Annotated in this window: 25 protein-coding genes; 10 read left to right on the top strand and 15 right to left on the bottom strand. The window is 63.6% G+C overall.

The window, feature by feature from the left end:
* The first annotated feature begins 104 nt into the window (after positions 1 to 104).
* Both AC27VQ_RS07395 and pyk read left to right on the top strand, forming a co-directional pair.
* Positions 105 to 581, top strand: a complete 477-nt coding sequence (locus tag AC27VQ_RS07395; RefSeq protein WP_409530311.1) for a DUF1036 domain-containing protein — start codon at positions 105 to 107, stop codon at positions 579 to 581.
* Entirely contained in the window at positions 581 to 2,020 is a 1,440-nt protein-coding gene (gene pyk, locus AC27VQ_RS07400; protein ID WP_421593818.1) for a pyruvate kinase, read from the top strand. The genes AC27VQ_RS07395 and pyk overlap by 1 nt, the downstream gene beginning before the upstream one ends.
* Positions 2,021 to 2,027: 7 nt before the next feature.
* On the opposite strand, the gene AC27VQ_RS07405 is transcribed toward pyk, so the two are convergent.
* From AC27VQ_RS07405 to AC27VQ_RS07430, 6 genes are all read right to left on the bottom strand, one after another.
* A complete protein-coding gene (locus AC27VQ_RS07405; RefSeq protein ID WP_488715872.1) occupies positions 2,028 to 3,035 on the bottom strand; it encodes an alpha/beta fold hydrolase in 1,008 nt (335 codons plus the stop codon).
* Positions 3,036 to 3,128: 93 nt separating this feature from the next.
* Positions 3,129 to 3,746 carry a hypothetical protein gene (locus AC27VQ_RS07410; protein WP_488715873.1) on the bottom strand — a complete coding sequence of 206 codons (618 nt, stop codon included), beginning with the start codon at positions 3,744 to 3,746 and terminating at the stop codon, positions 3,129 to 3,131.
* Positions 3,747 to 3,830: 84 nt separating this feature from the next.
* Entirely contained in the window at positions 3,831 to 3,956 is a 126-nt protein-coding gene (gene ykgO, locus AC27VQ_RS07415; protein ID WP_024271182.1) for a type B 50S ribosomal protein L36, read from the bottom strand.
* Between the two features lie 146 nt (positions 3,957 to 4,102).
* On the bottom strand, positions 4,103 to 5,185 hold the full coding sequence (locus AC27VQ_RS07420) for a 5-(carboxyamino)imidazole ribonucleotide synthase (RefSeq protein WP_488715784.1): 1,083 nt from the start codon (positions 5,183 to 5,185) through the stop codon (positions 4,103 to 4,105).
* Complete coding sequence (gene purE / locus AC27VQ_RS07425) at positions 5,182 to 5,649, bottom strand: 5-(carboxyamino)imidazole ribonucleotide mutase (RefSeq protein WP_313522087.1); 468 nt, start codon at positions 5,647 to 5,649, stop codon at positions 5,182 to 5,184. Before purE ends, AC27VQ_RS07420 begins: the two co-directional genes overlap by 4 nt.
* 51 nt (positions 5,650 to 5,700) lie before the next feature.
* Positions 5,701 to 5,904 carry a YdcH family protein gene (locus AC27VQ_RS07430; protein ID WP_257950056.1) on the bottom strand — a complete coding sequence of 68 codons (204 nt, stop codon included), beginning with the start codon at positions 5,902 to 5,904 and terminating at the stop codon, positions 5,701 to 5,703.
* A gap of 216 nt (positions 5,905 to 6,120) precedes the next feature.
* On the opposite strand from AC27VQ_RS07430, the gene AC27VQ_RS07435 reads away from it, so the two are divergent.
* The gene (locus tag AC27VQ_RS07435) at positions 6,121 to 6,294 is read left to right on the top strand and encodes a YdcH family protein (RefSeq protein WP_313521975.1); all 174 of its coding nucleotides are present in this window, start codon (positions 6,121 to 6,123) and stop codon (positions 6,292 to 6,294) included.
* 186 nt (positions 6,295 to 6,480) lie between these two features.
* On the opposite strand, the gene AC27VQ_RS07440 is transcribed toward AC27VQ_RS07435, so the two are convergent.
* The gene (locus AC27VQ_RS07440) at positions 6,481 to 6,741 is read right to left on the bottom strand and encodes an ArsR/SmtB family transcription factor (protein ID WP_117370534.1); all 261 of its coding nucleotides are present in this window, start codon (positions 6,739 to 6,741) and stop codon (positions 6,481 to 6,483) included.
* Between the two features lie 62 nt (positions 6,742 to 6,803).
* The gene (locus AC27VQ_RS07445; RefSeq protein ID WP_488715785.1) at positions 6,804 to 7,574 is read right to left on the bottom strand and encodes a sulfite exporter TauE/SafE family protein; all 771 of its coding nucleotides are present in this window, start codon (positions 7,572 to 7,574) and stop codon (positions 6,804 to 6,806) included.
* Positions 7,575 to 7,667: 93 nt separating this feature from the next.
* Between AC27VQ_RS07445 and AC27VQ_RS07450 the strand changes: the two genes are divergently transcribed.
* The 5 genes from AC27VQ_RS07450 (at position 7,668) to AC27VQ_RS07470 (ending at position 12,683) form a co-directional block, all read left to right on the top strand.
* A complete protein-coding gene (locus AC27VQ_RS07450; protein ID WP_488715786.1) occupies positions 7,668 to 8,321 on the top strand; it encodes a thiamine phosphate synthase in 654 nt (217 codons plus the stop codon).
* Positions 8,322 to 8,330: 9 nt separating this feature from the next.
* Complete coding sequence (locus AC27VQ_RS07455; protein WP_488715787.1) at positions 8,331 to 9,470, top strand: tetratricopeptide repeat protein; 1,140 nt, start codon at positions 8,331 to 8,333, stop codon at positions 9,468 to 9,470.
* Between the two features lie 183 nt (positions 9,471 to 9,653).
* On the top strand, positions 9,654 to 10,454 hold the full coding sequence (locus tag AC27VQ_RS07460) for an inositol monophosphatase family protein (protein ID WP_488715788.1): 801 nt from the start codon (positions 9,654 to 9,656) through the stop codon (positions 10,452 to 10,454).
* Positions 10,455 to 10,566: 112 nt separating this feature from the next.
* Complete coding sequence (locus AC27VQ_RS07465) at positions 10,567 to 11,649, top strand: flagellar motor protein MotA (RefSeq protein ID WP_488715789.1); 1,083 nt, start codon at positions 10,567 to 10,569, stop codon at positions 11,647 to 11,649.
* A 2-nt stretch (positions 11,650 to 11,651) separates the two neighbouring features.
* Positions 11,652 to 12,683, top strand: a complete 1,032-nt coding sequence (locus tag AC27VQ_RS07470; protein ID WP_488715790.1) for a peptidoglycan -binding protein — start codon at positions 11,652 to 11,654, stop codon at positions 12,681 to 12,683.
* Positions 12,684 to 12,781: 98 nt separating this feature from the next.
* On the opposite strand, the gene AC27VQ_RS07475 is transcribed toward AC27VQ_RS07470, so the two are convergent.
* Both AC27VQ_RS07475 and AC27VQ_RS07480 read right to left on the bottom strand, forming a co-directional pair.
* Complete coding sequence (locus AC27VQ_RS07475) at positions 12,782 to 13,741, bottom strand: Bug family tripartite tricarboxylate transporter substrate binding protein (RefSeq protein ID WP_488715874.1); 960 nt, start codon at positions 13,739 to 13,741, stop codon at positions 12,782 to 12,784.
* A gap of 112 nt (positions 13,742 to 13,853) precedes the next feature.
* On the bottom strand, positions 13,854 to 15,677 hold the full coding sequence (locus tag AC27VQ_RS07480; RefSeq protein ID WP_488715791.1) for an ABC transporter transmembrane domain-containing protein: 1,824 nt from the start codon (positions 15,675 to 15,677) through the stop codon (positions 13,854 to 13,856).
* A 190-nt stretch (positions 15,678 to 15,867) separates the two neighbouring features.
* Here AC27VQ_RS07480 and rpmE point away from each other — a divergent pair, with 190 nt between their 5' ends.
* On the top strand, positions 15,868 to 16,089 hold the full coding sequence (gene rpmE / locus AC27VQ_RS07485; RefSeq protein WP_117370525.1) for a 50S ribosomal protein L31: 222 nt from the start codon (positions 15,868 to 15,870) through the stop codon (positions 16,087 to 16,089).
* A 131-nt stretch (positions 16,090 to 16,220) separates the two neighbouring features.
* Here rpmE and rcdA read toward each other — a convergent pair whose 3' ends face one another.
* The 3 genes from rcdA to AC27VQ_RS07500 form a co-directional block, all read right to left on the bottom strand.
* Positions 16,221 to 16,739 carry a protease adaptor protein RcdA gene (rcdA, locus tag AC27VQ_RS07490; RefSeq protein ID WP_313521992.1) on the bottom strand — a complete coding sequence of 173 codons (519 nt, stop codon included), beginning with the start codon at positions 16,737 to 16,739 and terminating at the stop codon, positions 16,221 to 16,223.
* Between the two features lie 380 nt (positions 16,740 to 17,119).
* Complete coding sequence (locus AC27VQ_RS07495; RefSeq protein WP_313521994.1) at positions 17,120 to 17,308, bottom strand: DUF1192 domain-containing protein; 189 nt, start codon at positions 17,306 to 17,308, stop codon at positions 17,120 to 17,122.
* Positions 17,305 to 18,585, bottom strand: a complete 1,281-nt coding sequence (locus AC27VQ_RS07500) for an MFS transporter (RefSeq protein ID WP_313521996.1) — start codon at positions 18,583 to 18,585, stop codon at positions 17,305 to 17,307. The genes AC27VQ_RS07495 and AC27VQ_RS07500 overlap by 4 nt, the downstream gene beginning before the upstream one ends.
* A gap of 152 nt (positions 18,586 to 18,737) precedes the next feature.
* Between AC27VQ_RS07500 and AC27VQ_RS07505 the strand changes: the two genes are divergently transcribed.
* Positions 18,738 to 18,893 carry a hypothetical protein gene (locus AC27VQ_RS07505; RefSeq protein ID WP_313521998.1) on the top strand — a complete coding sequence of 52 codons (156 nt, stop codon included), beginning with the start codon at positions 18,738 to 18,740 and terminating at the stop codon, positions 18,891 to 18,893.
* 252 nt (positions 18,894 to 19,145) lie between these two features.
* Here AC27VQ_RS07505 and AC27VQ_RS07510 read toward each other — a convergent pair whose 3' ends face one another.
* Positions 19,146 to 20,345, bottom strand: coding sequence for a phosphoglycerate kinase (locus AC27VQ_RS07510; protein WP_488715792.1), 1,200 nt, complete (start codon positions 20,343 to 20,345; stop codon positions 19,146 to 19,148).
* A gap of 76 nt (positions 20,346 to 20,421) precedes the next feature.
* Entirely contained in the window at positions 20,422 to 21,423 is a 1,002-nt protein-coding gene (gene gap, locus AC27VQ_RS07515; protein ID WP_244762401.1) for a type I glyceraldehyde-3-phosphate dehydrogenase, read from the bottom strand.
* Positions 21,424 to 21,439 lie beyond the last annotated feature (16 nt).

A 21,439-nucleotide genomic window follows, 5' to 3' on the forward strand; every position in this document is an offset into this window, starting at 1 on the left:
CTTCTTCTTTTGTGAAATTGTAATCGATTAGTGTTGCGTTGACATTCATGCCCCGTCGTCGCAAGAAAGCGCATATTCAAATCAACGGAGTTCCATTGGAAACCGTGCGAGCCAAGAGCTATAGCCCCTTCGTCCCGAAAGCCACGCGCCTTCTCCAGGCGGGCCTTTTCACTTTTGCGGGCTTCCTCGCCCTTTCCGTGCCCAATGAGGCGAAAGCCGAGTTCCGTGTCTGCAACGGCACGCAGAACCTCGTCGGCGTCGCCATCGGCTATCGCGCCAAGGAAGGCTGGATGACTGAGGGCTGGTGGCAGGTGCCGGCCACGACCTGCGCCACGCTGATCGAGGGCGAGCTGCAATCGCGCTACTACTATCTCTATGCCGAAGATGCCGCCCGCGGCGGTCGCTGGACCGGTGACGTCAACATGTGCGTCGCCGAGAACGAGTTCAAGATCACCGGCGTGCAGGACTGCTTTGCCCGCGGTTTCCAGCGCATGGGCTTCAAGGAATATGACACGGGCCGACAGGGAAGCTGGATGGTGCAGCTTTCCGATACGCCAGGGACCCAGGAAAGCCAGAACTGATGAGACGGAACAGAAAAGTCAAAATCCTCGCCACGCTCGGACCCGCATCCTCCGACGAGCAGATGATCCAGAAGCTGCATGAGGCGGGCGCAGACCTGTTCCGCATCAATATGAGCCATGCCAGCCACGACGTGATGCGCACGCTGATCAGCCGCATCCGCGCCGTCGAGGCCCGCTGTGGCCGTCCCATCGGCATCCTCGCCGACCTTCAGGGGCCGAAGCTGCGCGTCGGCAAGTTCGCCAACGGTTCGGAAGAGCTGAAGCCCGGCCAGACCTTCACGCTCGACAACAAGGACGTGCCCGGCGACAACAGCCGCGTCTTCCTGCCCCATCCGGAAATTCTCGAAGCCGTGAAGCCCGGCCATCGCCTGCTGATCGACGACGGCAAGCTGCATCTGCGTGCCGAAAAATCCGACGGCAAGTCGATCGTCTGCACGGTCGTTTCCGGCACCAAGATATCCGATCGCAAGGGTGTGAGCCTGCCCGACACGCTGCTCGGCGTCGGCGCGCTGACCGAAAAGGACCGCGTCGACCTCGATGCGGTTCTGGCGACCGGCAGCGTTGACTGGGTGGCACTCTCCTTCATCCAGCGTCCGGAAGACCTGGCGGAAGTGCGCAAGATTTCGCGCGGCCGCGTCGGCCTGATGTCGAAGATCGAAAAGCCGCAGGCCATCGAGCGTATCGACGAGATCATCGACCTCTCGGATGCCCTGATGGTCGCCCGTGGCGACCTTGGCGTGGAAATGCCGCTGGAAGCCGTTCCGGGCCTGCAGAAACAGCTCATCCGCGCCTGCCGCCGCGCCGGCAAGCCGGTCGTCGTCGCGACCCAGATGCTGGAATCGATGATTTCCGCTCCGGTGCCGACGCGCGCCGAAGTGTCCGACGTCGCGACCGCCGTCTTCGAAGGCGCCGATGCCGTCATGCTGTCGGCCGAATCCGCGTCTGGCGATTATCCGGTCGAAGCCGTCTCGACCATGGCGTCCATCGCCAGCAAGGTCGAGCGCGACCCGCATTATCCGGGTATCATCTACGCCCAGCGCACGCCGCCGGAAGCGACCGGCGCCGACGCCATCTCGCTTGCCGCCCACCAGATCGCGGAGACGCTGAAGCTCGCAGCCATCGTCTGTTACACCTCGTCGGGCACGACGGGCCTGCGTGCTGCGCGCGAGCGGCCGGAGGTGCCGATCCTCGCGCTCTCGCCGGTCATCGAGACGGCGCGCCGCCTCTCGGTCGTCTGGGGCCTGCACTGCGTCGTCACCGGCGATGCCGAGGATCTCGACGACATGGTGAACCGCGCCTGCCGCATCGTCGTGTCGGAAGAGTTCGGCAAGCCGGGCGACCGCATCATCATCTCGGCTGGCGTGCCGTTGCGCACGCCCGGCGGTACGAACATGCTGCGCATCGCCTATATCGGCGCCGACGGCGTCAGCGGCGTCTGAGGCCGCGCTACTTTTCGTGATCTTTCGCAAGGCGGGCCTCGGCCCGCCTTGCTGATTCCTGGAGGTCGCGATCGCTGCCTGCGATCTTCTCGATCGCCTCGACGGCAAGGTCCGTCACCACGTAATCCGGCTTGTGGCCGAGATTGCGAATCCAGACGAGTTCCGATCCCGCAATGTCACGCGCCAGCCCGCGCGAATGGATTTCCTCATAGACGACGCCATCCGTGTCGCCGGTGACGATCACCGTCGGCGTGCGGATCTCGTGGTAGCGCGGCTGTATGCGCTTCACGTAGTCGAGGAGATTGGCAACGTCGGTGGCATTGTTGCGGAAGGCGGCGGGGCGCAGCACCAGTGCGGGGGCGGTCGCCTCGATGTAATCGTCCGGCCGCCGGTTCGGGGCAAAGACGAAACGCGTGCCGCTATCGATGCGCGACAGGCCGACCGGCAGCGCGACGATGCGGCTGAACAGCCAGCCGATGACGGGTGCCCTTGCAAGGTCGTAGTACCAATCGACGCCACCCGGCCAGGGATGGGTGGCGGGGGCGAGGAACAACAGGCCGGCGGTCTTATCCGGGTGCTCCAGCGCAAAGCTTGCTGCAATCGCACCGCCGAAGGAATGGGCGATGATGATCGCCTTGTCGATGCCGCGCTTTTCCATCAGGCGGGCAATGGCGTTCGCCTGGCCGTCCGGCAAGGCATTTTCCGGCCCGCCACGTTCTGAGTAGCCGTGGCCTGGCCGGTCGATAAAGAGCATGGTCGCGCGGCCTTCGAGCCTGGCGCGGAAGGCGTGCATCTGGTCGCGCAGGTTGCCGCTCGCGCCGTGGATGAAGACGAGCGGCGGCAGGTCGGCCTTGTCGCCTGCCGGGACCAGCACGCTGTTCAGGCTGAAACCGCCGACGTCGATCAGCTCGCCGACATTGGGAAACTGCTGCTCGATGGCGCGCGCCTTCCACGCCGTGAAGGCGTAGCCAGCGAGCGCGATGGCGAAGGGGGCGGCGAGAAGGGTTGTCAGCATGAGGCGGAGCGGGGAGGGCAAGGAAGGGTCCGGTCGACGATGGAGATGACTACTCTACGCGGGCTGCGCGCGGCCGGTTCACTCCGGCGACGATCAGGTGCGCTGGCCGGTCAGCTTTTCCGCAAGGTCGCCCATTTCCTTCTGTGCCTGCCGTTCGGTCGGGTAGATATCGAGGAAGCGTTCCCACGCCTTCATGGCAAGCTCGTCACGCCCGCTCTGCGAGAGAATCGCGGCCATGCCGGCGAGCGCGCCGAAGTGGCGGGGCTCGATCTTCAACACCTGGTTGATGTCGGACATCGACTTACGATAGTTGCCCATCTTAAAATGCAGCGTCGCGCGGCGGTTCCAGCCCTCGACATAGTCAGGCCGCAGGCGGATAGCCTCGTCGAGGAAATCGAGCGCCGCGGCATTCTTGTCCTCGGTCATGGCCTTGTCGGCCCATTGAATCAGCAGATTGATGCTGGCGCTGCCGGAATCCTGCCATTCGCGGCGAATCTGGTTGGCAATGCCGGTGGCCGCATCCGGATCGGCCTCGCGCTTCAATTCGCCGAACAGCTTGTTCAGCCGCTCAGCCTGCGTGGTGAAGGCGCTGGAGGACGTGTCGAGCGAAGCCTTGTCCGCCGATTGCGCGGTGGCAACGGATGGCGCGGCCATGGCGAGAGCAAGGGGAAGGCAGAGTGCGGAAATCATGAAAAAGCGCATGACGGTTATGGTAAACCGCCATGCGCCCAACTTCAATTTGTATTTCTCGATCAACTCTGTCCTTCTGTCAGGACAGGCAACCGCGACGCCGTATCAGCCCTGACGAGCCTTGAAGCGCGGGTTCTGCTTGTTGATGATGTAGATGCGGCCCTTGCGGCGAACAAGGCGGTTTTCGCGGTGGCGAGCCTTGAGCGACTTGAGCGAATTCTTGATCTTCATGTTTTCGATCCGCGTATTGCAGGGCGACACGAGTTCGCCGGATTTCTTCAATCAAAAACGCGCCGTTTCGGGCGCGCTTTCACGTTGGGCAGGCATGTAACCCGTGACATTTGCGCTGTCAACCACGGGCGATGGGTTTTCCGCCCTCAAGGCCGGTTTTCCAGCCCGTCTCGGTCGAAAAGCTGGGTAATATGCCCCATCTTGCGGCCCGGGCGCGCTTCCGTCTTGCCGTAGAGATGAACAAGCACGCCGGGCTTGGCAAGCCAGGCCGGCACGTCGTCGATGTCGTCGCCGATCAGATTCTGCATCACGCAGTCCGAATGGCGGCGCGGATCGCCGAGCGTGTGGCCGGCGACGGCGCGGATATGCTGCTCGAATTGCGAGACGACGCAGGCCGCCTCCGTCCAGTGGCCGGAATTGTGCACGCGCGGCGCAATCTCGTTGGCGACGAGGCCGCCATCCGCCAGCACGAAGAATTCCACGCCGATGACGCCGACATAGCCGAGGCTGTCGAGAATGGCGCGCGCCGCCTTGCGGGCCTGGTCCGCCGTCGTCTCGCCGATGTTAGCCGGCAGCGTCGAGGTGTGCAGGATGCCGTTCAGATGGACGTTCTCAGCCGGGTCGTAGCAGGCGATCGTGCCGTCGCGGTCACGCGCGGCGATGATCGAGACCTCGCGCTCGAAGGGCACGAGGCTTTCGAGGATGAGCGGCACGCCGCCCAGCGCCTCGAAGGCGCCTTCGCGGCTTTCGGCCGGCGAGCGGAAGAGCCGCTGACCCTTGCCGTCATAACCGAGACGGCGGGTCTTCAGCACGCCGACGCCGCCGAAGCGGTCGAGCGCCGCCTCGAGGTCGGCCTGACTGTCGACGGCGGCGAAATCGGCGGTGAGGATGCCGCAGTCGCGAATGAAGCTCTTTTCGACGAGGCGGTCCTGCGAGACCTCCAGCGCGCGCGGCGGCGGAAAGACCGGGACGGCTTTGGCCAGTGCTGCGGCGGCCGCGACGGGCACGTTCTCGAATTCGTAGGTCACGACATCGCAGATGCGGGCAAGCTCGGCGAGCGCTCCGGCGTCGTCATAGGCGGCAACGATTTGCGCGTTGGCGACCTGGGCTGCCGGACAATCGGCCTGCGGCTCGAGGATGACGGTGCGCAGGTTGAGGCGCGCGGCCGCCATGGCCAGCATGCGGCCGAGCTGGCCGCCGCCGATGATGCCGATGGTGCGGGCGCTCATAGCGGGCCGTCCACGGGATATTCGGCAATGGCGCTGGACTGGTTCTCGCGCCACTCATCGAGGCGATGGGCAAGTTCGGGATCGTTGAGCGCGAGCACGGCGACCGCCAGCAGCGCCGCATTGACCGCGCCGGCCCGGCCGATGGCGAGCGTGCCGACGGGAATGCCGGCCGGCATCTGCACGATGGAGAGCAGGCTATCCTGACCAGAGAGTGCCTTCGACTGGACCGGCACGCCGAAAACCGGCAGCGGCGTCATGGCCGCAGCCATGCCCGGCAGGTGGGCCGCACCGCCCGCACCGGCGATGATGATCTTGAAGCCTTCCGCCTTGGCGCCCCGGGCGAAGCTGTAGAGCCTGTCGGGCGTGCGGTGGGCCGAAATGATGCGGGCCTCGTAATCGACGCCGAGCGCATCGAGCGTATCGGCGGCATTCTTCATCGTCTCCCAGTCGGACTGGCTTCCCATGATGATGGCGACGGGGGGCGTTTCTGTGGTGTCCAAGGCGTCTCGTCCGGTTCAGGCGATGATATCGGGGATGATCTGGTCTTCCAGCTTGGAAAGCTTGTCTTTCAAGATCAGCTTCTTCTTCTTCATGCGCTGGATTTTGAGCGCTTCGCAGCCGACCTGGATCATGGCGTTGATCGCGGCATCGTAGTCTTCGTGCTCCTGGCGAAGCCGTGCGGCGGCAAGCCGCATTTCAGCCTGTTCCTGGTCTGCCATGCTCTCTATTCCCCGTCGTCGGAAACAGCGGTTCGCCCGCCTGTCCCAGTCTGTATAAGCCTGCTCCTATCACGAAAGCCCCGGTAACGGGAAGTTATCCCTTGCCACGTTTTCGCCTTCGACAAATGAAAAATGACATGGCACACTGACTTTGTTGCAACCTGGATCATCCGGCACGCAAGTGGCCGGGTGCAAGCAAAAGGAAGGAACTGTCACATGACGATTGAGGCCCATCTGGCTACGCTCGAAAAGAAGCATTTTGCTCTTGAAGAAGAGCTGCATGCTGCGATCAAGCAGCCCTCCTCGGGCGATGAGACGATTGCAGACATCAAGCGTCGCAAGCTGCGCATCAAGGATGAGATCGAGCGCATTCGCTCCACAGCTCACTGAAACGACAGGGATTTTTCCAAAGGAATTATAGGGAGGCACGTCGCGGAACAGATGGTCCGTATGGGAGGACCGGGTAGGAGCCCATTTCGCGAAACCGCTTCCGAAAACGAAATGATAGATGTCGTGACGCCCCGGCAGATCGGAGGATCTGCCGGGGCGTTCTATTTCGAAATGGGACAGCAGGGCTTACGACCAGAACTGGTCGAGCCAGAGATTGAGCCGGTCGAAGCCCTTGGCGTTGATGGCGTAGATGCGCTTCGTGCCCTCGGCCTTCACGCTGACCAGGTTGGAATCGAGCAGCGCCTTCAGATGCTGGGAGACCGCCGGGCGGCTGATCGGCAGTCCCTCGGAGAGTTCGTTGACCGTGCGCGGGGCGCGGCGCAACTCCTCCAGCAGGAACCTGCGGTTGGGGTCGGCAATCGCAGCAAAGGGGTCCGGGTGCGCCATGGTCGAACGCTATGGCAAAGCAGCATGTGCGGCAAGTATTTTGTGCGGTGCGAAGTAAAACGTCAGAGAAAGGCCAGCAGGCCGTCATAGACGAGCTTCAGGCCGGCGATCAGCGCCATGGAATACATGAAGGGATAGAAGACATCCGGCTTCATGCGCTTGACCATGAAACCGCCGAAAGCGGTGGCGACGATGGCGAGCGGCACGAGCGTCGCCGAGATGGTGAGGTTCGTCGTATCGAGCTGCCCGAGCGCGAAATAGGGGCCGAGCTTGATGAAATTGAGAATGGCGAAGAAGCGGACGGCCGCCCCGGTGTAGTCGCGCGGCGGCAGCTTCAGCGGCAGGCCGTAGACCTGGAACGGCGCGCCGCCGGCATGCGCCACGAAGCTGCCATAGCCGGAGAGCGTGCCGAAAAAGGCCGCGGGGATGAGGCGGTGCGGTTTCGGCTCGATGACGTAACCATGCCGGACACGCCAAGTGTTGTAGAAGTAGCGCAGCACGAAGAGCACAGTGATGAGGCCGATGATGAGGCGCAGTGCATCGCGCGGCACATAGGCCGAGGTCGCCCAGCCGATGGCGATGCCGATGAGTGCGCCGGGCAGCAGCATCTTCAGGAGCATGCGATTGTTGTGTTCGCGCCAGATCCAGAGCGACACGCAGTCCATCACCACGAGGATCGGCAGGAGGATGGCGGCGGCCTGCACCGGCGGCACGGCCATCGCCAGCAAGGGTACGCCCATCAGGGCCAGGGCCTCGCCCATGCCGCCCTTCGTCAGGCCGACCAGCAGCACGGCGGGGATGGCGGCGTAATAAATCGAGGGGTCGATGGACATGGAAGACGATTGATCCTGTTCGTCCTTCCGTCTATCCGCTTTGATCTGTTATGACGAGACCAGAGTGCCGCAATTCAAGGAAAGTGCCCATCCATGTCCAAAGCCGATAAACGCTGCCGTCTCGTCCTGATCCTTCCCGAAGGCGAGGACCTTTCCGCGCGTGCCGCTATGCTGGAAAGCGCGCTGAAAGGCGGCGATGTCGCTTCGGTGATCATCCCGCAATACGGGCTCGATGACGGCGTGTTCCAGAAACATGCGGAAGCGCTGGTCGAGATCGTCCAGGACGCCGGTGCCGCCGCGCTCATCGCCGGCGACACGCGCGTGGCCGGCCGGGCGAAGGCCGACGGCATCCATGTCACCGGCGGGCTTGAGGAGTTCAGCGAGGCTGTCGAAAAATTCACGCCGAAGCTCATCGTCGGCGGCGGTAACGCCACGGATCGTCACAAGGCGCTGGAGATCGGCGACATCCAGCCGGACTATATCTTCTTCGGCAAGATCGGCGGGGACATCAAGCCGGAGGCGCATCCGAAGAACTTGGCGCTTGCCGAATGGTGGGCGTCGATGGTGGAGATTCCCTGCATCGTGCTCGGCGGCTCAGATCCGGACTCCGCCCTTGCCGTTGCCGAGACCGGGGCGGAGTTCGTGGCGCTCGACAAGGCGGTCTTTGCCGATCCCGCGCAGGCGCCGCATGTGATTGCTGCGGTCAACGCTCTTCTTGACGAAAAAGCGCCACGGTTTGAGCAATAGTAGGCGCTCATGATCAGGGCCCTTCTTTCACAAGCTTGCCGTATCGCGCCGGTGGCATTTTTTGCCACGGGCGTTCTCGTTGCCGCGCCGTCCCTTGCCGAGACGGCCAAGAAGGGGCCCTCCGTCACCGCCGGTGATGCCAAGACGGACGAAAAGGAGCCCGCTGAAGAGGTGAAGCCGGCCGCCCTCGACGAGCAGCCCGAGGTGAAGAAAGAAGAGAAGAAGCCAATTGACGGCCCGTCCACCGGCCTCTCAGTGCTCGATCGCATGGGCGCCGACCTGCCGGCGCTGCCGGCCGAAAAGCCGTTTGCCGGCAAGGTGGACGATGCCTATGGCGCCTTCCAGCGCGGCCGCTATCTGACGGCGATGGAGCTTGCCCTGCCGCGCGCCCAGCTCGGTGATCCCGCCGCGCAGACCCTGGTCGCCGAAATTCTAGACCGCGGCCTCGGCGTGAAGCGCGATCGCAAGCAGGCGCTATTCTGGTATGAGCAGGCGGCCAATGGCGGTGACCCGACCGGCATGTTCAAATATGCGATCCTTCTGATGGAACGCTCGGCCTCGCCGGAAGATCGCAAGAAGGCCGACGAGCTGATGAAGAAATCGGCCGATCTCGGCAATGCTTCCGCGCAGTTCAACTACGCGCAGGTGCTGGTGGCCGACAGCCCCGGCGACAAGGGGCTGCATGACGCATTGCCCTATTACGAAAAATCAGCCGAGCAGGGCATCGCGGATGCGCAATATGCCGTGGCGCAGATCTACGTGAACCTGAAGGACCTGCCGGAAGAAAAGACCAAACGCGCCCGTGAATGGCTCGTGCGGGCTGCCCGCGCCGGTTTCGACACGGCCCAGCTCGATCTCGGCATGTGGCTGGTGAACGGCACGGCGGGCGACCGCGACTACGATACCGGCTTCAAATGGCTGAAGCGCGCCGCCGATGGCGGCAATGTCGTTGCCCAGAGCAAGCTTGCGCAGCTCTATATCCACGCCATCGGCACGCGGCCCGATCCGGTCGAGGCGGGCAAGTGGTTCGTGCTGGCGCGGCGCGCCGGGCTGAACGATCCCTCGCTCGAGGATTTCTATCTCGGCCTGACGGATCAGCAGCAAAAGGCGGCGATCACGGCGGCCAACAAGTACCGCTCGGGCTCGTAACGCGTCCCGTATTTACCCTGTTGCACGATCGTACACCCTGCATTGCAGCCCATGCAGGGGCTGAAGGCTTGAAACTTCGCGGGATTTGTGGTCTTGAAGCCCGCACATCCGGTCCCCGTGCATTTGCGCGCCGCGGCTTTCGCCGTCCCGATGCGCCGGACATTCCCGAAGGACATTCATTTCATGGCTCGTTCAGCTCTTCTCAACGTTATGGTTCAGGCCGCCTTCAAGGCCGGCAAGTCGCTCTCGCGTGATTTCGGCGAAGTGCAGAACCTCCAGGTTTCGCTCAAGGGCCCGGCCGAATATGTCGCGCAGGCTCACCGCAAGGCCGAGAAGATCGTCCGCGAAGAGCTGATGAAGGCTCGCCCGACCTATGGCTTCCTCAGCGACGAAGCCGAAGAGGTCATCGGCACCGACGGTGCGCATCGCTGGATCGTCAACGCGCTCGACGGCACGACCAATTTCCTGCACGGCATCCCGGCCTTTGCGAGCACGATCGCGCTGGAGCGCAATGGCGAGATCGTGGCCGCCGTCGTCCTCAATGCGGCGACGGACGAGCTCTTCACCGCCGAGCGCGGCGGTGGCGCCTTCCTCAACGATCGTCGCCTGCGCGTGGCGGCCCGCAAGGCCCTGCCGGATTGTGTCATCGGTTGCAGCGTGCCGCATCTTGGCAACGGCAACCACGGCAAGTTCCTTGTCGAGCTGCGCCATGTGATGGGCGAAGTCGCCGGCATGCGCCGTCTCGGCTCCACCGCGCTCGATCTCGCCTATGTCGCCGCCGGCCGTTTCGACGGCTTCTGGGAGCGCGACCTGGCGGAATGGGACATGGCAGCCGGCATGCTCCTGATTCGCGAAGCGGGCGGCTATGCGACCGACTTCGATGGCGGCAACGACATGTTCAATGCCGGTGAGGTGGTTGCCGGCAACGAATATATCCACAAGGCGCTGCGCGACGTGCTGCACCGTCCGGTGCCGACACGCTGAGGCGGGCTGAGGACGGCGGCGTATCAAAGCGCCGCTGTTGCCGCTAAGCCCTTCAATTCCACACAATCTTCCTCTAGTCTCCGCCCCGACGAGAAAGCGGAGATGCGACTACATGGCTAAGCTGGCGCTATCGGGCTGGGGAGGGTCGTCCGAGACCGGGGACGACTACCCGCACAAACTCTCGAGCCCCATGACGTTCTTCTGGACGATGGTGATCTTCCTCATCATCGTCGGCTTCGTGGCCGCCATCCTCTTTCGCCAGGCACAGACGGCGTTTCTCTCCAATCCCGGCCTCAACGGCCTGATCCTCGGCGTGCTCCTGATCGGCATCCTGCTGGTCTTCAACCATGTGCTGTCGATCCGGCCGGAAGTGCGCTGGTTCAATTCGTTCCGCGCGGCCGGCAGCGCGGAAAAGGTCGGGCGCGATCCCGTGCTGCTGGCGCCGATGCGCGCCTTGATCGGCCGGCGCCATTCGCTGGCGCTGTCGACCGCCACGCTGCGCTCGATCCTCGATTCCATCGCCACGCGCCTCGACGAATCGCGCGATACGTCCCGCTACCTGATCGGCCTGCTCGTCTTCCTCGGCCTGCTAGGCACCTTCTGGGGCCTGCTCGGCACGATCGGCTCGATCAGCGCGGTCATCCAGTCGCTGGATGCCGGCGGCGGGACGGCGAACGACATTCTGACGGCACTGAAGCAAGGCCTTTCCGCCCCGCTGGAAGGCATGGGCACCGCCTTCTCGACCTCGCTTTTCGGTCTTTCCTCTTCGCTCATTCTCGGCTTCCTCGACCTGCAGGCCGGACGCGCGCAGAACCGCTTCTACACGGAGCTTGAAAACTGGCTCTCCTCCGTCACCGATGTCGGGTCCGAGGTTCAACCATCTGCCGAACTTGCGACGTCGTCCTCGGACGTGCAGGCGCTCGCCGAGCAGATCCTGAAGCTCGCGCAGCAGGAGGGCGGCGGTGGCCATCGCTCGACGGCAGCCATGGCGAGCCTTGCCGAGGGTATTCAGGGCCTCGTGAAGAACATGCGCAGCGAGCAGCAGATGCTGCGCGACTGGATCGAAGCGCAGCAGGAGGAGGCGAAGGCGTTGCGCCGCACGCTCGACCGGCTTGCCGCGCGGTCCGATGAACGCTCCGTCGAAAAGCTGCCGGAACGCACGACCGAGAAGGCCCACAAGGCCGGGGGCGAATAGAGATGGCGCTCGCCCGCAACCGGCGCAGCCAGCGCACGGTCGATTACTGGCCGGGCTTCGTCGATGCGCTCTCGACGCTGCTGCTTGCCATCATGTTCCTGCTCACGGTCTTCGTGCTGGCGCAGTTCTTCCTGAGCCGCGAAATCTCCGGCAAGGACGACGTGCTGAACCGTTTGACCAGCCAGATCAACGAGCTGACGCAGCTTCTGGCGCTCGAAAAGAGCGGCAAGCAGGATCTGGAAGACGCGCTCGCCAACCTCCAGGCCTCGCTCGCCCAGTCCGAAAGCGACCGCACGCGCCTTCAGCAATTGCTGGACAGCGGTTCTGGCGCTTCAGACGCGGCCAATGCCCGCGTGACGACGCTGGAAGGCGAGCTGGACTCGGAAAAGCAGGTGAGTGCACGGGCCGCAAGCCAGATCGAGCTGCTCAACCAGCAGATCGCCGCGCTGCGCAGCCAGATCGCTGCCGTGGAGGAAGCGCTCCAGGCTTCCGAAGCCAAGGACAAGTCCTCGCAGACGAAGATCGCCGATCTCGGCCGCCGCCTCAATGTCGCGCTGGCGCAGCGCGTGCAGGAGCTGAACCGCTACCGTTCCGACTTCTTCGGCCGGCTGCGTGAAATTCTCTCTGACCGTGAAAACATCCGCATCGTCGGCGACCGCTTCGTCTTCCAGTCGGAAGTGCTGTTCCCCTCCGGCGGCAATGAGCTGAACGAGGCGGGGCAGGCGGAGATGAAGAAGCTCGCCACAGCCCTGCTCGATCTCGCCAAGGAAATCCCCGCCGAGATCAACTGGGTGCTGCGCGTCGACGGCCATACCGACAACGTGCCGCTGTCCGGCACCGGCCGCTACCGCGACAACTGGGAGCTTTCTTCCGCCCGCGCGACGTCGGTCGTCAAGTTCCTTATCGCGAATGGTGTACCGGCGAACCGCCTCGTCGCGGCAGGCTTCGGCGAATTCCAGCCGATTGCCGAGGGCAATGATGATGCGGCAAAGGCGACCAACCGTCGAATCGAGTTGAAGCTCACCGAGAGATAGTCTTCGTGCGCTCGAGGGCACGTTCCTCGGCGACTGCCTGTTTTCCGGGCGCATCGCTGGCAGGGCGGCCGGCGCCTGAGGCCCCGGCCTGACGCTCATCAGTCCATCTGGATCTTCGCGCCTTCGACGACGGGTTTCCATTTGGCGAGTTCGGCCGTCACGTGTTTGCCGAGTTCTTCCGGCGTGGAGCCGACGATGGTGGCGCTGAACTCCTTCATGCGCTCGATGACGGCAGGGTCTTTCAGGGCGGTGTTGGCGGCTTCGTTGAGCTTGGCGACGACCTCCTTCGGTGTGCCGGCCGGCGCGAAGAGCGCATTCCACGTATAGGTCTCGTAGCCGGGAATGCCGGATTCGGCGATGGTCGGAACATCCGGGAAGGAGGCGGCGCGTTCCTTCGTGGTGACGGCGAGCGCGCGCAGCGTGCCGGCCTTGATATGGCCGGAGGAGGAGGGCAGGTTGTCGAACATGATGGGGATCTGGTTGCCGATCACGTCGTTCAGCGCCGGGCCGGAGCCCTTGTAGGGCACATGCTGCATCTCGACGCCGGCCATCGACTTGAAGAGTTCGCCGGAGAGATGCAGCGGCGTGCCATTGCCGGAGGAGGCATAGCTGTAGCCCTCCGGATCGGCCTTCAGCAAAGCGAGCAGTTCCTCGACAGTCTTGGCCGGCAGCTCGGGATTGACCACCAGCACGTTCGGCACGATGACGAGCAACGAAACGGGCGCGAAATCCTTTTCCGCGTCATAGGGCTTGGTCTTCAGGATCAGCGGGTTCAGCGCGTGGGTGGCGACGGTCGCCATCAGTATCGTGTAGCCGTCCGGCTCCGCCCGCGCCACGCGATCCGCGCCCAGGCTGCCGCCGGCGCCGCCGACATTCTCGACGATGATCTGCTGGCCGATATTCTCCGACATCTTCTGCGCGATGATGCGGGCTACCACATCCGTCGAGCCGCCGGCCGCGAAGGGCACGACGAGCGTGATGGTGCGGTCCGGAAACTGCTGGGCGGCGGCGGGTGTGCCCAGCGTCAGCGCTGCGAGTGCGGTGGCGCCGAGCGCCATCAGGGTCCGGCGGGTGATCGTCGAAAATGCCACGGCGGTCTCCTCCCAGGGTGACGTTGTGTCCGACCTTTCAGGATAGGGCGCTTGATCTCCGTGACAAGGGAAGGCCGGATCAGCCTGCCGCGCGATCTTCGCCGAGGAAAGCCTGGCCGCCATGATCGAACTGCAACCGGGCGAGGCGGGCATAGAGGCCGCCCTCCCGGATCAGCGACTGGTGCGTACCCTCTTCGACGATCCGGCCCGCCTCCATGACGAGGATGCGGTCGGCCTTCAGCACGGTCGCGAGGCGGTGGGCGATGACGATCGTCGTGCGCTTGCCCATCTGACTGTCGAGCGCCTTCTGTACCAGCGTCTCGCTTTCGGCATCAAGCGCGGAGGTCGCTTCGTCGAGCAGCAGCAGCGGCGCATCCTTGAGGATGGCACGGGCAATGGCGATACGCTGGCGCTGGCCGCCCGACAGCGTCACGCCGCGCTCGCCGACCATGGTGTCGTAACCCTTGTCGAGGCGGGTGATGAATTCTTCGGCCTGTGCGGCGCGGGCGGCGGCGCGGATCGCCTCATCACTCACGTTTTCCATGCCGAAGGCGATGTTGTCGCGGATCGTCGCGGCGAAGATGGTCACATCCTGCGGCACCAGCGCGATACGGCGTCGCAGTTCTTCCGGATCCGTGGTGCGCAGGTCCACGCCGTCGAGAAGCACGGTGCCGGAATCGGGATCGTAGAACCGCTCCACCAGCGACAGGATCGTGCTCTTGCCGGCACCCGACGGGCCGACGACGGCGACGGTCTCGCCCTGCTTCACGGCAAAGGACAGGCCGTTGATGCTGCGATAGCCGGGGCGGGCGGGATAGGAGAAATGCACATCCTCGAAGGCGAGTTCGCCGCGCGACGGTGCGGGCAACGCGACCGGATTGGCAGGGGCTGCGATGCCGGGCTTTTCGGCGAGCAGCTCGGTGAGGCGCTCGGCGGCACCGGCGGCCTGCGAAAGTTCGCCCCAGACTTCGGAGAGTGCGCCCAGGCTGCCGGCGGCGAAGACGGCGTAGAGCAGGAACTGGCCGAGCGTGCCGGCCGAGATCGTGCCCGACAGCACGTCCTGTGCGCCGAACCAGAGCACGGCGACGACCGAGCCGAAGATCATCGCGATGGCAAAGCCCGTCAGCAGCGAGCGGGCGCGGATAGCGGAGCGGGCGGCCTCATAGGCGCTTTCGACGGCGCCGAAGAAACGGGCGCGTGCGGCCTCTTCCGCATTGAAGGCCTGAAGTGTGCGCGTCGCGCCGATCGCTTCGCCGGCATAGGCGGAGGCGGCTGCGAGTGTATCCTGTGCTTCGCGCGAGCGGCGGCGCACGGAGCGGCCGAAGGCGACGAGCGGGAAGACGATGATCGGGATGGCGCCGATGACGAGGCTGGACAGCTTGGGGCTGGTATAGACCATCATGGCGATGGCGCCGAGACACAGGATGAGATTGCGCAGGGCGACGGAGGCGGTTGCGCCGACGGCGGACTTGATCTGCGTCGTATCGGCCGTCAGTCGCGAGACGATCTCGCCGGATTGGTTGACGTCGAAGAAAGCGGGCGACAGCCGCGTTACATGGGCGAAGACCTCGCGCCGGAGATCCGCGACGATGCGCTCGCCGAGCGTGATGACGAAATAGTAGCGCATGGCGCTTGCCAGCGCGAGCAGGCCTGCCAGTACGAAGAGCATCGTGAAATAGGTGTTGATGAAGCCGGCATCCGCACCCGAAAAACCGTGATCGATCATACGGCGCACGGCGACCGGCAGGACCAGTGTCGTTACGGCGGCCATGACGAGTGCCACAAGCGCGCCGCAGACGAGGCCTCGATAGCGGACGATATAGGGAGTGAGCCTTCCGAGTGGACGAATGTTCCTGCGTGCGGGCTTTTCCTGCGCAGCGTGCTCTGTCTCTGTGGACACCATACCCCCGTTTCCAGCGCCTTGCGGCACGAATTGTCTTTCGGCTCTTGTTATCCAGACGGCCTTCATGTATAGGCTCGCCATCGAATTGGGAAGCCGCAGGTCCGACCGGCCGCGGCTTCATTTACGTCTTTGGCCCCGCTGCCGCAATGCGTTGCGACAAATGGCCCCCGGAACAAGCAGGAAGAGTGTCATGAAGGCTGATATCCATCCCGACTACCACGTCATCAAGGTCGTCATGACCGACGGCACCGAGTACGAAACCCGCTCGACCTGGGGTTCGGAAGGCGCAACGATGAACCTCGAAATCGACCCCAAGTCTCATCCGGCCTGGACCGGCGGCAACCAGCAGATGCTGGACCGTGGCGGCCGCGTTTCCAAGTTTAAGAAGCGCTTCGAAGGCCTCGGCCTCTAATCTGCCTTTCGCAGAGCGTTTTGAAAAACCCGGCTTCGGCCGGGTTTTTTGTTGCCCGGATTTCCCTTGGGTGCAGATAACAAAAAAACCCGGCCGGGGCCGGGTTGATGTCGTCGTATCGTGCGCGCCGCTCAGTTGTTGCCGAAAGCGGTCTGCAACAGGTTGATCTGGGCCTGCACGCTGTTCTGATTGTCCGGCGCGAAGGTCTGGGCGTCCTGCGGGCGGTAGATTTCGCGGTCGAGCAGGGCGATGCGGTTCTGCAGGCGCAGCGAGCGCTCGATGAGGTCGCGGAAGGCTTCCGGCAGATCGTTCCAGCCCGGCGCGGTCTTGTCGACGTTGAAGCTATCGAGGCGGACCTTGTTCTTTTCCGACAGCACCTGGTCGCGGTTCATCTCGCCATTGTTGACAGCGCGCTGGAGCAGCAACCATGACGCCATCTGCATCAGGCGGGTGGTGAGGCGCATCGATTCTGCTGCATAAAGCACCGAGGCCATGCGCGGCAGGACCTTGGAGGCCTGGCGGCCGACGCCGTCGAGATAGCTTGCGGTTTCCTCGACGAGACCCATGCCCTCCGCGTACAGGGACTTGAATTGCGCCGACGACGCAACGTGGCCAGCAAAGCTGACGGTATTCAATCCTCTTTCGGACATGGTTTCATCCCTGTTGAACGCACGACTTGCAGGTAACGGAAGGTTGGCTCATTCGGTTCCGAGCCGCCTTTTTGATGTCTTGAGGATGATCCCATAACCTAATTCGCGCAAGGGCATTCTTAAGAAAGGGTTAATCTCCACAATTCTTTCGGGACAGTGCACAGGCGCGTGGTCGCGCAAATAAAAAAAGAGCCGCGGAAAGCGGCTCTCAAGGTAAAACAGGGAGAAAAATCAGACCGATACCCCGAAGGGAGAAAATGTCTGAACCCGGAAGAACCGGATGTGCTAGTAATAACGTGTAAGGCTTAATGGCCGGTTAACTCTATTGTTGTTTTGCCGCTTCCTGTGCTTTTTCGGCATGGCTGCGGCAAGGCTCGTGTCTAGCGGAACAGGCTTTCGGCCGCCGAGCGGCTGGCGCCCTTTTTCGCCTTCTCTGATTCGAGACGGGCGATTTCTTCTTTCAGAAGGTCGATTCGCGCGGAAAGCTCGTCGACGGACAAGAGCGAGAGATCGCTGCCGATCTCATGCGCGGTCTTCTTCACCGGGCGGTCGTCGTCGAAGAGGCTCATGCGGTCTCACCCTCTTGTTGCTCGTCGGCGGCTGCCTGGGTCTGGGGCAGGGCGCGCGGCGAAAGCTGAAGGCTTTCCGGCGTCGTCAGCGTGCCGGGGTTGATGGTCGTATAGGCGTCACGCATCTCGGCGGGCTTTGCCTTGCGGCGCTGACTGCGGAAGATGGCGTAGGCGGTGATCAGGATATGCGCGCAGCAGGTGACGAAGAACAGCGCATAGGGACCGATCGCCGACATGACCGGGCCGCCGACCGTCGGGCCGATGATCGTGCCGATGCCGTACAGCAGCAGCAGGCCGCCGGAAACCTTGACGAAGTCCTCGGGGCTGGCGAAGTCGTTGGCGTGGGAAACGGCGATGGGATAGAGCGCGTTCGCCATGGCACCGTAAAGGGCGGTCAGCACGAGCAGCACGGTGACATTGGCCGGCTGGAAGACGAAGAGGGCAAGACCGGCGGCGGCGGCGATGGCCGAAAGCGTGGCCAGCACGATGCGCCGGTCGATACGGTCGGACATGCGGCCGGCCGGTAGCTGCATGACGGCGCCGGCGAAGATCGCCACGCTCATCATGGTGGCGATCATGCCGGAGGGAAGCCCGACCTGGGCGCCAAAGACGGCGCCGAGCGTGCCGAAGGCGCCGTTGGCAAGGCCGATCAGTACGATGCCGACGCAGGCAATCGGCGAGGTGCGGAAGAGGGCGGGGATATCGAGCCGCACCTGCTTCAGCGGCTGCGGCGAGGCGGCGGTGGAGAGTGTCGTCGGCAGCATGGCGAAGCAATAGAGGATGCCGGCGAACATGAAGAGGATTGGCGTCGTCACGTCGCCGAGCGCCACCGTCATCTGGCCGCCGACCGTGCCGATCAGCGTGATGGCGATGTAGAGCGAGAAGATCAGGCCGCGGCTCTCGTTGGTGGCGCGCTCGTTCAGCCAGCTTTCGATGATCATCGAGGTGCCGGCGATCGAGAAGCCCGTAATGGCGCGCAATGCGATCCACCAGAACGGATCGACGAGGATGCCGGTCAGAAGCGCGATGATGGCGATGAGCGAGGCGAAGCCCGAGAAGGCGCGCACATGGCCGATGCGCTTGACGATGGTGGGCGCCAGGAGGCAGCCGAGCACGAAGCCGGAAGCCCAGGAGGTGCCGAGCAGGCCGAGCATCGTCGTCTCATAGCCTTCGAAGGCGCCGCGCATGGGAAGCAGCAGGCCATGCAGGCCATTCCCGAGGAACAGGAACAGCGTGCCCATGAGCAGCGCGAAGACGGATATGAGGTTATTGCGCATGTGATTTCCGCAGGTTCGCCGATGCAATAGGAATAACGCGCCGCGCGCCGATTGCCAGATGCAAAGGCGACATGGTGCAGGATTTTCAACCCCTGCGCTGATCGCTTGGAAAAATGTCCCGGGTGTGACAGGAAGGGCCAGGAAAGGCCGTCATGTCGAAAATCCTCCCCGCTTTGCTGCTTGCCGCCATGCTGCTGCATATCATCCGCCCCATCGGTCTGCCGGGGCTGCGGCGGCGTGCGGATTTCTGGAAGATCGCGGTCGGCGCGATTGTGCTGATGATGCTGACGGTGCTCATCCGGCCGTAGACGCCGGACATGTCCAGAAACGCAAAAGGGCCACCCGAAGGTGGCCCCCATGAGGTTTGGTCCGGTGCGGACCCGGGTCTTAGGACCCGAAGGAAGGCGGGATCAGAACGAGGGCTGCCTCGTTTCGTTCACCACAATTCCCATGCCCGAAGCCAAGACCGAAATCTCATTAGACATTGGATCACCTTCCTTTCTGTTCGTTGACGTTACACAGAATGTAGGCGATCCCACGCCAAGCGCAAGACCCCGTCGTTATTTCTGCTGGTGCAGGATATCGACGCCCGGCAGCGGCTTGCCTTCCATCCATTCCAGGAATGCGCCGCCGGCGGTCGAGACATAGGTGAAATCCTCGGCGACGCCGGCATGGTTGAGGGCGGCGACCGTATCGCCGCCACCGGCGACGGAGACGAGCTTGCCGGCCTTGGTCTGCGAGGCTGCATGCTTGGCGGCCGCGACCGTCGCGGTGTCGAAGGGGGCGATTTCGAAGGCGCCGAGCGGGCCGTTCCAGACGAGCGTCGAAGCACGCGAAATCCAGGTATTGACCGCCTCGATGGTCTTCGGGCCGACGTCGAGCATCATGGCGTCGGCCGGAATGGCGTTGACATCGACCACTTCGTTTTCGGCATTGGCCTTGAACTCGCGGGCGACGACGCCGTCTTCCGGCAGAACGATGGCGCAGGTCGCGGTGGCGGCCTCGATCATGATCTGCTTGGCGGTTTCGGCGAGATCATGCTCGCAAAGCGACTTGCGGACGTTGGTGCCGCGGGCGGCGAGGAAGGTGTTTGCCATGCCGCCGCCGATGACAAGCGCGTCGACCTTCTTCACGAGGTTCATGAGGAGGTCGATCTTGGTGGAGACCTTGGCTCCGCCGACGATGGCGACGACCGGGCGGTTCGGATTGCCGAGGCCTTTTTCAAGCGCTTCGAGTTCCGCCTGCATGGTGCGGCCGGCATAGGCAGGCAGGAGATGGGCAAGGCCCTCGGTCGAGGCATGCGCGCGGTGCGCGGCCGAGAAGGCGTCGTTGACATAGATGTCGCCATTGGCGGCAAGCGCTGCGGTGAAATCAGGGTTGTTCTTCTCTTCGCCTTTGTGGAAGCGGGTGTTTTCGAGAAGCAGGATACCGCCATTGTCGAGGGCTGCGATAGCGGAGGCTGCCGTCTCGCCGATGCAGTCGGAGGCGAAGTTTACGGTGGTGCCGAGCACGTCGTTGACCGTCGGCAGAATCTGCTCCAGCGACATGTCGGCGACGACTTCACCCTTCGGGCGGCCGAAATGGGCGAGCAGGATAACCTTGGCGCCCTTCTTCGACAGTTCCTGAATGGTCGGGGCGACGCGCTCGATGCGGGTCGCATCGGTGACCTTGCCGTCCTTGACGGGCACGTTGAGATCGACGCGGACGAGCACGCGCTTGCCGGCGATGTCGGTGAGATTGTCGAGGGTCTTGAAGGTCATGGCACGGCTCCTGAAAGTGTCGTCTGGTCAAGAAAAAACACCCGGACATCGCTGTCCGGGTGTTTCGTGTTTCTGCTTAGATCAGCTTGCCGAAGGCAACGGCCGTGTCGGACATGCGGTTCGAGAAGCCCCATTCGTTGTCGTACCAGGACAGGATGCGAACGAGGTTGCCGTCGAGAACCTTGGTCTGGTCGGCAGCGAAGTTCGACGAGTTGCTGTCGTGGTTGAAGTCGATCGAAACCAGCGGGCCGGTGACGTAGTCGAGGATGCCCTTCAGTTCGCCTTCGGCGGCTTCCTTGATGGCAGCGTTGACTTCTTCAGCCGTGACGTTGCGCGACGGTACGAACTTCAGGTCGACGACCGAGACGTTCGGGGTCGGCACGCGGATGGCCGAACCGTCGAGCTTGCCCTTGAGCTGCGGCAGCACGAGGCCGACGGCCTTGGCAGCACCCGTCGAGGTCGGGATCATGGAGAGCGCTGCCGCGCGGGCGCGGTAGAGGTCCTTGTGCATCGTGTCGAGGGTCGGCTGATCACCCGTGTAGGAGTGGATCGTCGTCATGTAGCCCTTCTCGATGCCGAAGGCCTTGTCGAGAATGTAGGCAACGGGTGCCAGGCAGTTCGTCGTGCAGGATGCGTTCGAGATGACTCGGTCGTCCTTGGTCAGCGTGTTGTGGTTGACGCCGTAGACGATCGTCTTGTCGGCATTGTCGCACGGTGCGGAGACGATGACGCGCTTGGAGCCGTTGGCGAGATGCGCGCCGGCCTTTTCCTTCGTCGTGAACAGGCCGGTGCATTCCAGCGCGATGTCGACGTCGCCCCAGGGCAGTTCCTTCGGGTCGCGGATCGCAGTGACGCGGATCGGGCCGCGGCCGACGTCGATGGTGTCGCCGGAAACGGTGACGGTGCCCGGGAATTTGCCGTGGACGGAATCGTAGCGAACGAGGTGCGCGTTGGTCTCGACCGGGCCGAGGTCGTTGACGGCGACGACTTCGATGTCGGTGCGGCCGGATTCGACGATGGCGCGGAGCACGTTACGGCCGATGCGGCCAAAACCGTTGATGGCAACTTTCACAGTCATGTGGGGTCTCTCCCTA

The sequence above is a fragment of the Shinella sp. 20P9.1.1 genome, from assembly GCF_057798995.1.

Coding starts and splice junctions, on each gene's coding strand:
- pyk (WP_421593818.1), top strand. CDS start 581: ATGAGACGGAACAGAAAAGTCAAAATCCTCGCCACGCTCGGACCCGCA.
- AC27VQ_RS07405 (WP_488715872.1), bottom strand. CDS start 3,035: ATGCTGACAACCCTTCTCGCCGCCCCCTTCGCCATCGCGCTCGCTGGC.
- ykgO (WP_024271182.1), bottom strand. CDS start 3,956: ATGAAGATCAAGAATTCGCTCAAGTCGCTCAAGGCTCGCCACCGCGAA.
- AC27VQ_RS07420 (WP_488715784.1), bottom strand. CDS start 5,185: ATGAGCGCCCGCACCATCGGCATCATCGGCGGCGGCCAGCTCGGCCGC.
- purE (WP_313522087.1), bottom strand. CDS start 5,649: ATGGGAAGCCAGTCCGACTGGGAGACGATGAAGAATGCCGCCGATACG.
- AC27VQ_RS07430 (WP_257950056.1), bottom strand. CDS start 5,904: ATGGCAGACCAGGAACAGGCTGAAATGCGGCTTGCCGCCGCACGGCTT.
- AC27VQ_RS07435 (WP_313521975.1), top strand. CDS start 6,121: ATGACGATTGAGGCCCATCTGGCTACGCTCGAAAAGAAGCATTTTGCT.
- AC27VQ_RS07440 (WP_117370534.1), bottom strand. CDS start 6,741: ATGGCGCACCCGGACCCCTTTGCTGCGATTGCCGACCCCAACCGCAGG.
- AC27VQ_RS07445 (WP_488715785.1), bottom strand. CDS start 7,574: ATGTCCATCGACCCCTCGATTTATTACGCCGCCATCCCCGCCGTGCTG.
- AC27VQ_RS07450 (WP_488715786.1), top strand. CDS start 7,668: ATGTCCAAAGCCGATAAACGCTGCCGTCTCGTCCTGATCCTTCCCGAA.
- AC27VQ_RS07455 (WP_488715787.1), top strand. CDS start 8,331: ATGATCAGGGCCCTTCTTTCACAAGCTTGCCGTATCGCGCCGGTGGCA.
- AC27VQ_RS07460 (WP_488715788.1), top strand. CDS start 9,654: ATGGCTCGTTCAGCTCTTCTCAACGTTATGGTTCAGGCCGCCTTCAAG.
- AC27VQ_RS07465 (WP_488715789.1), top strand. CDS start 10,567: ATGGCTAAGCTGGCGCTATCGGGCTGGGGAGGGTCGTCCGAGACCGGG.
- AC27VQ_RS07470 (WP_488715790.1), top strand. CDS start 11,652: ATGGCGCTCGCCCGCAACCGGCGCAGCCAGCGCACGGTCGATTACTGG.
- AC27VQ_RS07475 (WP_488715874.1), bottom strand. CDS start 13,741: ATGGCGCTCGGCGCCACCGCACTCGCAGCGCTGACGCTGGGCACACCC.
- AC27VQ_RS07480 (WP_488715791.1), bottom strand. CDS start 15,677: ATGGTGTCCACAGAGACAGAGCACGCTGCGCAGGAAAAGCCCGCACGC.
- rpmE (WP_117370525.1), top strand. CDS start 15,868: ATGAAGGCTGATATCCATCCCGACTACCACGTCATCAAGGTCGTCATG.
- rcdA (WP_313521992.1), bottom strand. CDS start 16,739: ATGTCCGAAAGAGGATTGAATACCGTCAGCTTTGCTGGCCACGTTGCG.
- AC27VQ_RS07495 (WP_313521994.1), bottom strand. CDS start 17,308: ATGAGCCTCTTCGACGACGACCGCCCGGTGAAGAAGACCGCGCATGAG.
- AC27VQ_RS07500 (WP_313521996.1), bottom strand. CDS start 18,585: ATGCGCAATAACCTCATATCCGTCTTCGCGCTGCTCATGGGCACGCTG.
- AC27VQ_RS07505 (WP_313521998.1), top strand. CDS start 18,738: ATGTCGAAAATCCTCCCCGCTTTGCTGCTTGCCGCCATGCTGCTGCAT.
- AC27VQ_RS07510 (WP_488715792.1), bottom strand. CDS start 20,345: ATGACCTTCAAGACCCTCGACAATCTCACCGACATCGCCGGCAAGCGC.
- gap (WP_244762401.1), bottom strand. CDS start 21,423: ATGACTGTGAAAGTTGCCATCAACGGTTTTGGCCGCATCGGCCGTAAC.